Below are 14,774 nucleotides of genomic sequence, written 5' to 3'. Positions count from 1 at the left end.
AGTATAAGGTGGGTCAATGTTGTTGTTACCTTATCTATAAACAAAAAGAGTTGTCATTTTTTAGAATGACAACTCTTTTTTAAAAGCTTGAATAAGTTTATCTACCTGCTTCGCTCTCTGCTTCTTTGATCATTTTATCACCAGCAACAATAACAATTTCTACACGACGGTTTTCAGCACGTCCCGCATCTGTATCATTTGATGTTAAAGGCTCCGAGTAATTTTTACCTTGCGTTTTGATTCGTGCACCACCTAAGCCTTGTGCAACAGCATACGCTTTAACAGCATTTGCACGTGACTCAGAAATTTTTTGGTTAACTTCTAAAGTACCGCGATTATCGGTGTGACCAATAACAAGAATTTCTGTGTTAGGCTCTTTGTTTAAGGTAGTCACAAGCTTATTGATATTTGTTTTAGCAGCAGCTTTTAATGATGAGCTATTGAAGTCAAAAAGGATACCTTCATCGAATTTTACGATAATACCTTCGTCAGACTTAATAACCTGTGCTCCGGCTACCTCATTCTCAATTTCTTTGGCCTGGCGATCCATCTTTTTACCAATTAAACCACCAGCAACACCACCAATGGCAGCTCCCGCAATTGCTCCGATAGCTGTGTTACCAGCTTTACCACCAATTAGGGCACCAAGACCAGCACCAGCAGCGGTACCAACAGCCGCTCCCTTTGTCGTACTACTTGTATTTTGTATTGTTGAACAACTCGCTAACAACATCATGGATGTCGCAACGGATAAGCCATATATAGCTACTTTTCTACTCATTTTCATAACTAATTCTTTACTATTAAACTGTAATATACTAGCTGTTAATCAAAGCGAATGCCAAACTATATCGTTCTTATCAAAATAACGAGAAAAGCAAATAAATTTATTTTTCTTGGGGCGGTACGTCCAGCTTAGGTAAGCGCGTAGAACGGGGGCGTCCGTTTTTTTCCCAAGATTCCAGGGATGTTTTGACATAATTCATAAAATCATATTGACCCCAGCGTTCTACCAAACTAAACGAAGGACGGTATAAATCCATGAAAGATTGAAGCTCATCGCCCTCAAGACTTGTCAACGAACCGACGGATGATTTATTAAAAACGCGGTCAACCCTAGACTCTTCAAGTTCACGATCCATAATCTTCGCAAATCGCTTGGCATTCTTAGCATCTTTGCCGAAAAGATTGTAAAGGGCGGTAGCTGGACTTCCTAAATACGTCCCAACGGTATTTTTACCACCATTGTAAACGCCTTTTTTTGCGTAATCATCCAGCATGTCTCGCATTTCGGCTTCTTTGCTCATCCGATTCACAACAACCGTCTCAATCGTCAGCCCTTCCTGCATCTCTATAAGGATATCTTCAGCAGTCTGAATAACTGTCTTTACCGGACCATAGCCAGTTTTACTAAATGATAAACTGTCACCTACCGACGCCTCTAAAATAAATACACCGAATGTATTCGTTTGGGCTCTTCTGTTCGTACGCAGGTTTTGCACATTTACCTCAGCCAGCCTGATGCTTCCTCCTTTTGCCACTACAATTCCTGAAATACCCGTAGACTGCGCCGACGCCATTTCAACAGTGCACAGTGCTATTAAAACGGCAAAAATGACTATATAAATATGTTTTATTCCCAAATACATTAAGCTAAAAATAACAAATGTTTAGACTTCTCTATGTTAAAAAGATTTAAATTATTGAACCTAGTTCGCGTAGGGATAGAAAACGAAATTTGCCCCCTCAGGTACAATGACAAATAAACACATGAAATCGTTCGCGTTTTTATAGCTTTTTATAAAATGATCTTTACGCTCTTCCTTGATAAGCCCACGCTCAACAAATTCTTCGAAGGAACTTACTTGTATAGTCCATTGCGTATTCAATTCATTTTTGTCTAATAACATTTCGCCAACGTTCACCTCATGCTGATGCGCAATAAAAATGGGATACAAGGTGTAGCCCTCTGCGATCATCTCGTTAGCAACCTCTTTTATAGATTCCTTGTAAAAGTCTAAGTCTAGTTTTAAGCTCTTTAAGGGACTGGACGCGGTCGGATCGTCAGCAGATGAATCCCGTGCCATTAAATCTTCAATATCCATTTTGAAAAGTAAAAAGTAAAAATTTAAAAGTAAAAAGTCAGAAGTTAAAAGTTAGAAATTAGAACCTTCAAATTTAAAAGTAAAAAGTCAGAGCAAACAAGTCAAAAGTTAGAAATTAGAACCCTTCAAATTCAAAAGTAAAAAATGAATACTTCAAAATTAAGAAGCTGCTTTCTCAAATTTTGAATTTGCCCAATCCCTGAACTACTTCAAACGGAGCAAAACAACATTTTCTACATGCTGTGTATGCGGAAACATATCAACAGGCTTAATCCGTTCTACAGCATATTTTTCTTGCAATATAGCCAGGTCTCTTGCCTGCGTAGCGGCATTGCAACTAACATAAACCACTTTATCGGCTTCCATTTCTAAGATACGATGTACCACATCGACGTGCATTCCAGCCCGTGGCGGATCGGTAATAACCACATCGGGTTTGCCATGCTCGGCAACAAAGTCCGAAGTAAGCACATCTTTCATATCACCGGCATAAAACTTGGTGTTGCTGATCCCGTTTATCGCTGAATTAATTTTTGCATCTTCAATTGCTGATGGTACATACTCCACACCAACAACTTCACGCGCCGTTTTGGCGACAAAATTAGCGATCGTGCCAGCTCCTGTATATAAGTCGTAAACCAGCTCGTCGCCTTTTAAATCTGCAAATTCCCGTGTAATTTTATACAGCTCGTAAGCTTGGGCAGAGTTTGTTTGGTAGAATGATTTCGGTCCAACTTTGAATTTTAATCCTTCCATCTCCTCATAAATAAAATCCCGACCTGCAAATAGGTGAATATCCTGATCGAAAATAGTGTCGTTACGTTTTTGATTTACAATGTAAAGCAGCGATGCTAGCTCTGGAAAACTTTGGTGAATATGGGCCATGAGCAGCTCCACCTGTTCTTCAGTAGGGTAGGCAAATACCACAATAAGCATTACCTCGCCCGTGGATGAGGTCCGAATGATTAAATTCCGCAATACACCCTCGTGTTCGCGTAAGTCGTAGAAAGATATATCATTCTTAACGGCGAACTCGCGCACATTATTCCGGATGGCATTCGAAGGATCCTGTTGTAAAAAGCAATGATCAATATCCAGAATTTTATCAAAACGTCCTGGAACATGAAAACCAAGAGCATTCATATCTTCCGGTAAAACCTCTTGGTCTAAAGAGGTAAGCCAGCGCTTGTTAGAGAAAGTGAATTCCAGCTTGTTGCGATAGTATTCTGTTTGCGAAGAGCCTAATATTTCTTCCATCGATTGGGTATCGACTTTTCCCAGACGTCGCAGTGCGTTATCCACATATTGTTGCTTAAATTGAAGCTGCGCCGGGTAATTCATATGTTGCCATTTACAGCCCCCACAGACGCCAAAATGCGGACAAAATGGATCTACCCGATGTGGTGAAGGCTGTTTTAAAGCCACCAATTTCCCTTCAGCAAAATTCTTTTTTTTGCGTAATAGCTCCACATCAGCAACATCGCCTGGGACCGCCTGCTCTATAAACATCACCATCTCATCTTGCTTCGCTACACCCTTGCCCTCTTCAGCAATGTCTATAATATCGACGTTGGCGATAAATTTTTTGTCTTGTGGAATTCGTCTACCCATAATGGCTGCAAAAGTACGCTTTTTTAGCTGAACCTTAAAGCACTCCGTATCTAATCAGGTATACAACAGCGCGCACCTTACCACGAATAAAAATGAAAACAAGCGAATTAACGATCTGTCTATAGCAGTTTTGAAACTTAGATTAATGTAGCCTGTACGAGATAAGGCAATATTTCCTTTTGGAAGGAGATGAAATTCTTACGGACATCGGCCTCGGTAACGGCTGTAAAAGCAAAAGAAAAAACAATATTTTTACTGGACTTTATCAAGAATGTTAGTCGTTCTTCAGGTACAGTCTGCCCTATCGTCTCATTCTGAATAAAAGAACTTAGGAGGAGAAATTCCAAATCATCAGACAGTGTTTTCAAGTACTCCTGCGCGTTAGCAGATTCTCGAATAAACTCCCAGCCAACAAATTCATTACACACGGTGTAGGTTACACGGCTTACCCGAAGAATAGTATTCGCCAAGAATGTTGACAAGTCTTTCTCTCGCACATTTTTATCCAGGATATCCTGCACATTTTCACGAATATAGTCCATCAGGACGGCGTGCAAAATCAGTTCCTTACTTGAAAAATGTTTATAGAAAGTCGCCTTAGCTATTTTTGAATGTTTAGCAAGCTCATTGACGCTGGTTTTGTTATAGCCATAGCGCCTGAAAAGCTCGCGAGCTGACTTCTTTATTGACAATATGACCTTATCCGTTTCCATGCAATAGGTTTTGTACGTAAAACACTTTACTACTTAACCCAACGACATCCGATAGTAAAAAACATGCCGTAGCTGCCGCTTGATTGCAATGAGCCGGAAACGAAATTTTAGGAACCCCATGACAGCTAATTGCTCTACAACATAAGATGGTTTCAAAGGATGTAAGAACAGATGTGTATTGGGTTCCTTCAATCATATTTAAATAATCTCTGTTTCGAATTGCGAGAGGAACTTCACGTCATTTTCGGAGAACAACCGCAAATCGCGAATTTCGTATTTCAAGTTTGTAATTCGCTCAATGCCCATACCGAATGCGAAGCCTGAATATTTTTTACTATCAATGCCACAGTTTTCCAGCACATTCGGATCGACCATACCGCAACCTAAAATTTCTACCCAACCAGAATATTTACAAAGCTGGCATCCCTCGCCTTTACAAATGGTACAAGAAATATCCATTTCTGCTGAAGGCTCCGTAAATGGAAAATAAGAAGGACGAAAACGAACCTTCGTGCCTTCACCATATAACTCTTGGACAAAGTGAAAAAGTGTTTGCTTTAAATCTGCAAAAGAAACGTTCTCATCTACGTACAAGCCTTCTACCTGATGGAAGAAACAGTGTGCTCTTGCGGATATGGCTTCATTGCGATACACCCGGCCTGGCATTATCGCCCGAAAAGGCGGCTGGCCCATCTCCATTAAGCGTACTTGTACCGAGGATGTATGTGTGCGCAGGGCAATATCATTTCCCTCCTTTTTCTCTACAAAAAAAGTATCTTGCATATCCCGGGCAGGGTGCTCAGGAGGAAAATTAAGGGCAGAAAAGTTATGCCAGTCATCTTCAATTTCAGGCCCTTCAGATACCACAAATCCGAGCTTCTTAAAGATTTCAACAATTTCCTTGCGCGCTAGCGAAAGCGGATGACGTGAACCCAGCTGAAAACCTTCACCCGGTAATGTTAGATCGCCTTCTTTTTTCGACTGCGTGTCAGATGTTCCTGAAAATTGAGCTTGTGCCTCACTAAACTTTTGCTCGGCAAGCTGTTTAAATTCGTTTAAAACTTTGCCCAAAGTGCGTTTCTCTTCAGGCCCAACAGATTTAAATTCGTCGAACAAAGCCTTGACGAGTCCTTTGGATACGAGGAATTTTAACCGAAATTGTTCCACATCAGCAGCTGATGTAGGCGTGAACTGATTTATCTCTTCTGAATACTGCTTAATTTTGTCCTGCAACATAGTGTCCAAAGATACGGCAAAATATTAAAACTTATGCCCACACAGTTCCAATTTTAAGCAAGAATCTCGATCGCGGAGGTCTTAAAATGGCAATCCATCGGTATCATTATCGGTTTCTGTGAAGTCCACTTCTTGTTCCTTTTCAACCTCTTCTGTTGTATTTTCTGGATGTGTGCTTTTGGTAGTTTGGCCAAAGTCAGATGGTCTTCCCAGCAATTTGAAGCTTTCACCTACGATTTCGGTTACAAAGCGTCTGGTGCCCTCCTTGTCTTCATAATTCCGTGTGCGCAGGCGGCCTTCGATATATACAAGTTTACCTTTTTTGAGGTATTTAACGGCCATTTCGCCCAGGTTACGCCACATAACGATGTTATGCCATTCTGTATGTTGCATACGAACGCCATCTTTCGTATATGTTTCTGATGTGGCTAAAGGAAAACTGCAAACGGTGATATTGCCTTCTAGATATCGTACTTCAGGGTCTTTGCCCAAATGTCCAACCAAAATTACTTTGTTAACACTTGCCATAATTAAAATTTAGGGTTAATTAGCTGTTTGTTCTTTTCAAGAAAAGAAAATATAAGTTTATGTTTGGCTAATGTATCGATTTTTTCAACAAAAAAATAATTCCAATTGCTTTTTTTGATGCGAAGTGATTTCGCATCTTCCAACATGTAAAAGCGGGCATAGATGTTTTGATGGCTTAAGATATGCTTGGTGACATTGCCCAACTGTACGAAGCTCGCCTCTTCATCAAAGTATTCCGAGAATTGCGCTGTTTTCAAAAGTCCTTCCAGCGTAAGATCTTGCTCGGTTTCTAGCATGGGAAATTCATATAAGTTTGCCCATACATCGGCTTCGCCTCTTTTCGACATCAAAAGTTGGTTGTCGCTCTCGACAATGAAATAGTGGAAATATCGGTTTTTGCTGGCTTTACCCCTCAATTTTACCGGAAGCCTATCGACAATTCCCTCACGATGAGCAACGCATTCCAAATTAAACACACAGATTTCGCAATCTGGCTTTTTGGGTTTGCATTGCAAAGCGCCAAAATCCATAATTGCCTGATTGTATGTCGATGCATCTTTCATGTCTAACATGTCGGCTGCAATCTCTGCAAACACTTTTTTGCCTTTGGTTCCGTTGATGGGTTCGTCAATACCAAAATACCGGGACAACACGCGATAGACATTTCCATCGACCACAGCTTTCGCTTCATTGGAAGAAAATGAAGAAATTGCTGCCGCCGTATAGTCGCCAACGCCTGACAGGCGAATGACCTCCGTATAGCTGCTGGGAAATATGCCATCAAAATCATTTACCACCATTTTAGCTGCCTTATGCATATTTCTGGCGCGCGAATAATAGCCCAGTCCCTGCCACAACCTCAGTATCTCTTCTTCCTCTGCAGCGGCAAATTTTGTTACAATTGGAAAAGCCTCCAAAAAGCGATGGAAATACGGCAAACCTTGCTCAACTCTTGTCTGTTGAAGTATAATCTCGGAAAGCCATATAATATAGGGGTTTTGGGTGTTTCTCCAGGGTAAATCGCGTCCATGCTCACGGTACCAATTCATCAATTTCAATGCAAACGACATATGCAAAGTTGCTTATTTTTTTACAATAAAAACGTGATGTCGAAATGTTAAAAAATGTAAAATATTGAACATAAAGCAGTTGTTAGGGTACCTTTGTGCTCCGTATCATAAAAACAGTTTTTGTTATTGACAGTATGTTGAAGAAAAAAACCGCTGTACTTTTCGTGGAAACGGATGGTACATCTACCAAAAGAGTGCAAGTGCCGACCCTAATGGTCACCCACTGGAAAAAAATATTGGGGTCGCTAGTTGTTTTAATTGCTATCGCCGTATTTTCAGTTGCTTACGTCGTTAAGCAAAAGACTTCCGAAGAATACACATTGGCCTACAATAAAAAAATAGACCTCCTGAATGAGGAAAAAAGACAATTGGAAAAGGAAGGATTCAACAGCCAGTTAACGACGGATGAGATGAAGAAATCATTTAATTCCATCGATAGCACCCTGGAACGCATCAATAAAAAAATGCGGACTCGGGGTTTAAAGGAAATACGCATGAAAAATGCTGGAGGCCCTGTAGAAAATGATGACGAAGATCTTGTAGAGCTCTCCCTATTTTATAAAAAACAGCTTAAAAATTTAGAAACGAAATTAGACGGTATGCCATTTGGTGTGCCACATCCTGGCCGTATCACGTCGCCATTCGGTTACCGTAGAAATCCATTTACGAATAGGGGCCGCGAAATGCACGGCGGTGTAGACCTAAAAGGGCGGGTGGGCGACCCGGTAAGGGCTACGGCAAAAGGTAAAGTAGCATTCGCGGGTTACAAAGGTGATTATGGTTATGTTGTTATGGTAAAACATAACAATGGCTTTGAAACGCGCTACGCGCATCTTACAAGAACCCGCGTAAAACGAGGCGAAGCCATAGAAGCGGGCGAAATCGTAGGCTTATTAGGCAGCACGGGAAGAAGTACCGGCCCACATCTGCATTACGAAGTAACACAGCATGATAAAAAACTAAACCCTGCAAAGTTTTTCTACTTTTAACAGGCCTTAACAAACTTCATATTTTGTCACGAAGGAAACGGCGCTTATGCGTAAAGATATCGTGATATTCAGAGAAAAGAGCAAAATATGATTGCTCTTTCTTATTTTTGGCTCATGAGCGAAAAGACGTTTCACATTGCAACCCTGCACCGTGGAAAATATATGATCCTTCTATTAATCGGCGTATGCATAGTAACGGCGATAGTTTCGAGGCTTCCTCTACAAGAAGTGCCGAAAATTCTAATTGTACTATGCAGTCTACCGCTCCTATTATTTTTAAGTATAACATGGAGCCGTAACGATTCACAGTGGATCGTCACGGATAGCGAGATCGCCATCCAGTTTCATGACAAAAAGCACGAGACGCTTTTGCTCGCAGATATCAAATACTTGCGGAATCTACCCCGCTCAGGCGGAAACCTGATTATGATCTTTAATAAGCGTAAAAAACAGCCTAAACGTTATTGGAGAAATAAGCTGTTTCAAAAAGACGATGACCTTAACGCCCTTATACACGTTTTAAAACAACAAGGTGTAGAATATTATTATATGTAAAACCAAAACCCATGAGAAAACTATTTACCCTCGCTTTTTTTATGCTCGTCAACACACTGCTTTTTGCGCAAAGAGCAGGTTATTGGCAACAAGCGGTGGATTATAAAATGGATATTGATGTTGATGAAGAGAAGTATCAATATCGAGGTAAAATGACCTTAAATTATAGCAATAATTCCAATCAATCCCTATCTAAAGTATATTTCCATCTCTATTTTAATGCTTTTCAACCGGGGAGTATGATGGATTATCGGCTGGCTAATATCAGCGATCCCGATTCGCGCATGGCAACTAACCTTGGCACAAAAGACAATCCCAAATACCAAAGTCGTATTGCTACGCTAACGCCTGCTCAAATTGGTTATCAAAAAGTGGATGCGCTTACCGTGAACGGAAAAGCAGCAACGTATAAAATAGACGGTACATTGCTGGTGGTAGACCTTCCACAGGCCATCGAGGCCGGAAGTACTGCACGTTTCGAAATGCAATGGACGGCTCAGGTTCCCGAGCAAATCCGCCGGAGCGGACGTAATTCTAAAGAAGGTGTTGCGCTATCTATGGCACAATGGTACCCGAAAATGGCACACTTTGATGAATTTGGCTGGCATTTAGACGAATATATCGCACGCGAATTCGTTGCACCCTTTGGAGATTTTGACGTAACCATCCACCTTAATAAAGATTACGTGATAGGCGGATCGGGAAAACTACAAAACCCTTTGTCCGTAAAAGGATATCATAAAAAGGCAAAAGTTATTGCTGAAGATGGTAAGGCGACCTGGCATTTCAAAGCGGAGAATATTCATGATTTTGTTTGGGCTGCCGACCCCAACTTTACCGTGGATTCTGCGCAGAGCAAAGGCGGCGTTACAGTATATACTGTTTTCCTGCCTACGAATAAAGAAGTAAAAGATAATTGGAAAACCGCTCTTTCCTTGGCTACAGAATTTTTCGATTATACATCGGCTCGTTTTGGCGCTTACCCTTGGCCAACGTACAGCATAGTTCAGGGCGGCGATGGCGGCATGGAGTATGGTACCGCAACACTTGTTACCGGCGGACGAAATATAAAAAGTCTTGTTGGTGTTATCTTTCACGAAGCGGCACACTCTTGGTATCAACACCTCTTCGGCATCAACGAAACCGTAGACGAATGGTTTGATGAGGGTTTTACAAGCTATGTACAGGAGCTGGCCTTTCAGCATTTGTTTGAGAAAAAGGGAGCACTGGAAACAAACCCTGTTATCGATGCCTACAGAGCTTATTATAAATTGGCGCTTTCAGGGAAAGAAGAGCCTATGAGTTTACTGGCAGATTACTACAACAGTAACTACGCTTATAGCAATGAAGCATATAACAAAGGACAGGTTTTAGCGGAGCAGCTTGGCTATATCATTGGAAAGGAAAACCTGCAAAAGACTTTTCTAAAGTTTTACGATGTTTGGAAGCTTAAGCACCCTACTCCAAATGATTTTAAACGGATAGCGGAAGAAGTTTCAGGTATCAATTTGAAATGGTATTTCAATCTGTTCATCAACACAACACGCACTATTGACTACGGTGTGACGAGCGTAAATGACCAAGAAATCCTAATCACGAACAAATCAAATTTTGCTATGCCTATCGACCTTTTGGTACACTACGCTGATGGAACGAAAGAGCTGTTTTATATACCGCTGCGCGAAATGCGTGGTGAGAAACCTGCTGAAAACTTTAGCATGTACGAAGGTGTGAAAAGGACCGTGCTTGAAGATTGGTTTTGGACCAAGCCAACCTACAGCTTAAAATTGGAAAAGAAAGTTGCGAAAGTTGAAATTGACCCGTCACAACGGTTAGCTGATATTGAATCATCTAACAACAGTTACGTGCAGCCATAAAAACAAACGCAGATAGAGAACATCCCCTATCTGCGTTTACCAACCTGCCGCGCACCTCGTATAATTAATGGCTTCCTTGTACTACTTAACTTCCACTGCCAAAGGTGTTTTTGAATAGTTCTTTTAATGCCGTAATCTACCAGTAATCTACATTTTGTAACAAAATAAACCCAAATTCACATAAATTTTGTAACAAAATAAAACCAGTTTTAGTCAATTTTTGTAACAGAATAAGCGCAGTTTACATGAGATGCTGGTGATAACCTTTTATAAGCTTCCTAATCGTGGAAGGAAAACAAGACAACAAGACTCGCCAAAACGTGGCGAGTCTTGTTTTCAATCGCTTTTTTCAAACGGTTTGTTACCGCATAGCGTAATTGAAAGCCTTCGGCCTTTCCATCTGCTCAGAGTAACTATTGCCAAATCGATCTGTAACACGAATCTGCAACGTACTTGTTGCGGAAGATGCCTTTACTTTAAACATATGCGAAGAGTTGGATGAATCAAATGTGGGCACCGCATTCACATTAATTCGCTTCATAGCGTAAGAGATGATGTGCAATGGGTCATAAGATGTAACACGCTGTACAGCTAACGGCGTACCTTGCTCGGTGACGGATATCGTCCATTTAGGGTCATACCCCCATACATTGATTAAAACCTCGTTGGATTTATTCTCTTTTGCAAAATCAAACGCATATTGGGTAACCAAACGCTTATTTTCCTCATTGACATTTGGCGCATACTTTTCCGACGTGATATGTACATTGTTTAGGTCATAAGAACGAAACTGATAGTTGTCGTCATAGCCGATCGCTTTGTAGCGCCACTTCAAAACTTTTCCTGTCATATCCCAAATACCGTAGCCGCCAGGACTTCCATCCGGTGCGATATGGTTGTTTGCATATCCATTTCTTCCCGTCCACCACCAAGTGGCACATATCGCTGCCGTATTGTGTTCCATGAAACGCTCATTCCTCACGATATTATTGTTGATATGCGTATGTCCTGTCAGCACGTGTACCTGCTCAAAGCCTGCAAATAAATCAACCAGCTGCTGCCCATTACTCATACGGAAACCAGGTAGACTCCCGTTGCTGGAAGGCGCATTGTGCAGTTGGATATGCGTAGCTAAAATAATTGGTGTGGACGTATTTACCGTTGCCAAATCTTTCTTCAACCAGTCGATCTGCTGCTCGACTAATTTCGCGTTGTAATTACGGCTCCCGATCGATCCATTAACACCACCCGAATTGATATATTCTATATTGTCTAGTACAATATAATGTACCTGTCCGATATTGAAAGAATAGTAGGTTGGCCCTAAGATCCGACGATAGGCATTTTCAGAAAGCCAATCGCTCGCAAAATAGGGATCATTGTCATGATTACCAATCGTATTGAAAACGGGCGCATTGAGCTTGGAAATCTCCTTTACATATTCTGGAAGCATAAAGCTGTTGCTATACCAATATGTTTCCCATGTGAGGTCTCCCAGAGTTAAAGCATACACCTTTTTTCCTTCAGATTGTATTTTAGCTATCTGCTGATTTGCGTCCGCTATAAAGCCATTTTGAAATTGTGAAAGGTCATCATTTCTATTTGCGAGATGCATATCTGCCAAGCTCAGTACAACATGGTTTTCATTATTTACTGGCTTCAACTCGAAGTCACGCGTATCAACGATTGTCGGATTGGCATTAAGGTATTTGTAAAACAAAGGAAGGTTTTGACTCGTACTGGCCATTTCATAGTTGCCGGGAATGGAAACAAAGACATAACCTGTCCGCTTATTAGATGCGAGGTAATAGACACCATCTTGGTTTGTCGTGGTGACATCATATCCGTCTGATACGACTACATTGCTCAATCCCTTTCCATCAACATGAACAACGCCCTTAACAGTTTTGCCATCCATATCGGGAATATCGGCACGAAGTACAAAATTAAAACTACTTGTCCCCAATGTCTGTTTGGCATCACCCCTGGAAACAGAGACGTTGTAACGTCCCTGCACAAAATCTATGGGCAGCTTTAGCAAAGCGTGCGTGGCTTGTACTTCTGTGATACGAATACTAAAAGATTTTGTCAAGCCATCCAAGGGCTCCAATGTGACTTCATCATTGATCTGGAAACCTTTTCCTAAAATTTGCGTAGTCGATTCCTTGACCACGTCCCACACTTGTGGGATACGTACATCGCCCAATTCGAGCTTACTACTCTCTACCGTTGGCGGCGGCACTTCCGTTGCTGTTGAAACCTCTTTCCGGCAAGCCGAAAAAATCAGGAGGATCAACAATAAAAAGAAATAATGCGGGCGTGCCTTTTGGGAGAAATGAAATGCTTTTTTCAACAGCATAATAACTTTCTTATTTAAAAATAAATACCGGGAGGAAAAGGACATTGACGAACAAAAAAAGCGTCACTGCAAGGAAGGATATCACGGCAATCTTGATTTTTTCGTAAGAATGCTTTGTCGTTGTTCCTTATTCTTGCAATGACGCTCATGTCCTGCTTTTTTAACCGGCCACTTTTATAAAATTTACTCTGTTTGTCGCGTCACAAACTCGCCAACTTCCAAATCGCTAGCTGGAGACTGTTTAGTCAACTGCTTCGCGTTGTAGCTTCGAGGTGTTTCCCAAGTTCGCGTAGTGGTATTAAAGACTCCACCTAATTGAATGAAGAAACCTACGTTTGCTGGGAGAAAATGTGGGATACGATATTGATTACTGCCCATCGAGAAGAATGGTTGTGCCTCGCCAGTCTCCTTATGAGACGGGCTGTAGTGATCGTTGTTGGCTACCCGATACCCTAAATTATTGACCGAGTCAATTACTGTCGCAGTGCCTAGACCGCCAAACATCACTAAATCAATTGGCACAGTCCCCTCATTGATGTTGGTCCCTACAAAGAGCGCCATCCCGCTGGCATTTCCACTATTCGCTAAGATATTCGCATTGGCGTCGCCCAAGCCATCGCCACCCGAGGTAGCATACGGTATCGCACGAACCCAGTTTAGCGCAGAAAGTGACGTAGAGTTTGCACCGCTAATACGCTTCTGATGCCCCCCTACATAGAAAAATTCGCCTTTCTTTACGGAACCTTCCGTCAGGTTAAACTTCAGTGTACGTGCTCCACCTGTTGCCCAGCCTGCTCCTGGAGGCGCGCCAGCATTCGGCTGATTTGCTCCAGCGTTATTCGTCGTCACCACAGCGAACGGAATCTCCGCAAAATTAATATCCACATTAGCGCGCAATTGTATGTATTCATAATTACCGTCTCCTCCTTCAGGGTCAGGACAATAGCCGGTAAATACTAAAGGCATGTCGCCTAAGTCGCCCGGAATTTCAGGATCTGAAACATCTAGAATATCTGAGGCCATACGAGGCCAAATAGCCATTACCCTAGCATTATCCGAATCTCCAAGCAGTATTCCCTGCACATTGATATTACGTGGAACTTGAAGATTAGCAAAAGGTGCGCTAGGCAAGGTGCGTATATTCAATGTATCGGCTCCATTCACCATTCTCTTTACGCCAGAAAATGTTTGTCCTACTTCCGGGCGTGGAAACATCTCCCCACCAATGATTTGGACATACGTAGCCTCAAATTCATGAGGTCGCTGGTAAATTGCCGAGGCCGTTAAATTGCGACGGTATATCCGCGAGACATTTGCAATAACTTCTATATCTGCTGCTGTAACAGCATCCACATAGAGGAAGCCTTCCCTTTTTAGTTGCTTGTTGCTGATATTTATTAGGATAGAATCGCCTACGCGATAATTAGCAGCGATATCCCCTACCTTAAGTGCAATACCGTGCAACTTACCCGGCTGTGCTTGCTGCACAATCAGCATCCCTTCAGGAACATTTCCCAACCGGGAATCCGAAATTACCACCCCTCGCGTCTGCTGCGCTTCATTCAGCAGGTCGGCCGACATCTGTACGTCAGTACCTTTATGTATTTGCCGAACATCCTCAATGGTGATGTAGGGACTCAATGTGCCGTCCAAAAAATTTCGCTTTTCACATGCCTGCATCAAGATTATGAGCAGAGGTAGCAAAAAGATATAGTTTAGATTCTTTTTCAT

General features: G+C 41.8%; 13 protein-coding genes. 3 read left to right on the top strand and 10 right to left on the bottom strand.

Annotated elements, in window-relative coordinates:
• Positions 1 to 97: 97 nt before the first annotated feature.
• The 8 genes from DI53_RS09980 to mutY form a co-directional block, all read right to left on the bottom strand.
• Positions 98 to 787, bottom strand: a complete 690-nt coding sequence (locus DI53_RS09980; protein ID WP_037498452.1) for a YiaD family glycine zipper/OmpA-like lipoprotein — start codon at positions 785 to 787, stop codon at positions 98 to 100.
• 100 nt (positions 788 to 887) lie between these two features.
• A complete protein-coding gene (locus DI53_RS09975) occupies positions 888 to 1,649 on the bottom strand; it encodes a hypothetical protein (protein ID WP_037498449.1) in 762 nt (253 codons plus the stop codon).
• A gap of 60 nt (positions 1,650 to 1,709) precedes the next feature.
• A complete protein-coding gene (locus DI53_RS09970; protein ID WP_037498446.1) occupies positions 1,710 to 2,105 on the bottom strand; it encodes a hypothetical protein in 396 nt (131 codons plus the stop codon).
• A gap of 204 nt (positions 2,106 to 2,309) precedes the next feature.
• Positions 2,310 to 3,716 carry a 23S rRNA (uracil(1939)-C(5))-methyltransferase RlmD gene (gene rlmD / locus DI53_RS09965; protein ID WP_037498443.1) on the bottom strand — a complete coding sequence of 469 codons (1,407 nt, stop codon included), beginning with the start codon at positions 3,714 to 3,716 and terminating at the stop codon, positions 2,310 to 2,312.
• 137 nt (positions 3,717 to 3,853) lie between these two features.
• Positions 3,854 to 4,429: a TetR/AcrR family transcriptional regulator gene (locus DI53_RS09960; RefSeq protein WP_037498442.1), complete on the bottom strand. Its 576-nt coding sequence runs from the start codon at positions 4,427 to 4,429 to the stop codon at positions 3,854 to 3,856.
• A 198-nt stretch (positions 4,430 to 4,627) separates the two neighbouring features.
• A complete protein-coding gene (gene pheS, locus DI53_RS09955) occupies positions 4,628 to 5,665 on the bottom strand; it encodes a phenylalanine--tRNA ligase subunit alpha (RefSeq protein WP_037498439.1) in 1,038 nt (345 codons plus the stop codon).
• Between the two features lie 81 nt (positions 5,666 to 5,746).
• Entirely contained in the window at positions 5,747 to 6,193 is a 447-nt protein-coding gene (ssb, locus tag DI53_RS09950; RefSeq protein WP_037498436.1) for a single-stranded DNA-binding protein, read from the bottom strand.
• A gap of 2 nt (positions 6,194 to 6,195) precedes the next feature.
• Entirely contained in the window at positions 6,196 to 7,263 is a 1,068-nt protein-coding gene (gene mutY, locus DI53_RS09945) for an A/G-specific adenine glycosylase (protein ID WP_037498432.1), read from the bottom strand.
• 134 nt (positions 7,264 to 7,397) lie between these two features.
• On the opposite strand from mutY, the gene DI53_RS09940 reads away from it, so the two are divergent.
• The 3 genes from DI53_RS09940 (at position 7,398) to DI53_RS09930 (ending at position 10,684) form a co-directional block, all read left to right on the top strand.
• Positions 7,398 to 8,252 carry a M23 family metallopeptidase gene (locus tag DI53_RS09940; RefSeq protein WP_037498429.1) on the top strand — a complete coding sequence of 285 codons (855 nt, stop codon included), beginning with the start codon at positions 7,398 to 7,400 and terminating at the stop codon, positions 8,250 to 8,252.
• Positions 8,253 to 8,366: 114 nt separating this feature from the next.
• Positions 8,367 to 8,807 (top strand): hypothetical protein, encoded by a 441-nt coding sequence (locus DI53_RS09935; RefSeq protein ID WP_052072314.1) that lies wholly within the window; start codon positions 8,367 to 8,369, stop codon positions 8,805 to 8,807.
• Positions 8,808 to 8,818: 11 nt separating this feature from the next.
• Positions 8,819 to 10,684: a M1 family metallopeptidase gene (locus DI53_RS09930; RefSeq protein ID WP_037498425.1), complete on the top strand. Its 1,866-nt coding sequence runs from the start codon at positions 8,819 to 8,821 to the stop codon at positions 10,682 to 10,684.
• A gap of 361 nt (positions 10,685 to 11,045) precedes the next feature.
• On the opposite strand, the gene DI53_RS09925 is transcribed toward DI53_RS09930, so the two are convergent.
• Entirely contained in the window at positions 11,046 to 13,043 is a 1,998-nt protein-coding gene (locus DI53_RS09925; protein WP_071790479.1) for a calcineurin-like phosphoesterase C-terminal domain-containing protein, read from the bottom strand.
• A 183-nt stretch (positions 13,044 to 13,226) separates the two neighbouring features.
• Positions 13,227 to 14,774 (bottom strand): DUF5689 domain-containing protein, encoded by a 1,548-nt coding sequence (locus DI53_RS09920; RefSeq protein WP_131555226.1) that lies wholly within the window; start codon positions 14,772 to 14,774, stop codon positions 13,227 to 13,229.

Origin of the sequence: Sphingobacterium deserti (genome assembly GCF_000757725.1) — a bacterium.
GTDB lineage: Bacteria > Bacteroidota > Bacteroidia > Sphingobacteriales > Sphingobacteriaceae > Sphingobacterium > Sphingobacterium deserti.
This window is presented reverse-complemented; position numbering and strand designations above follow the sequence as displayed.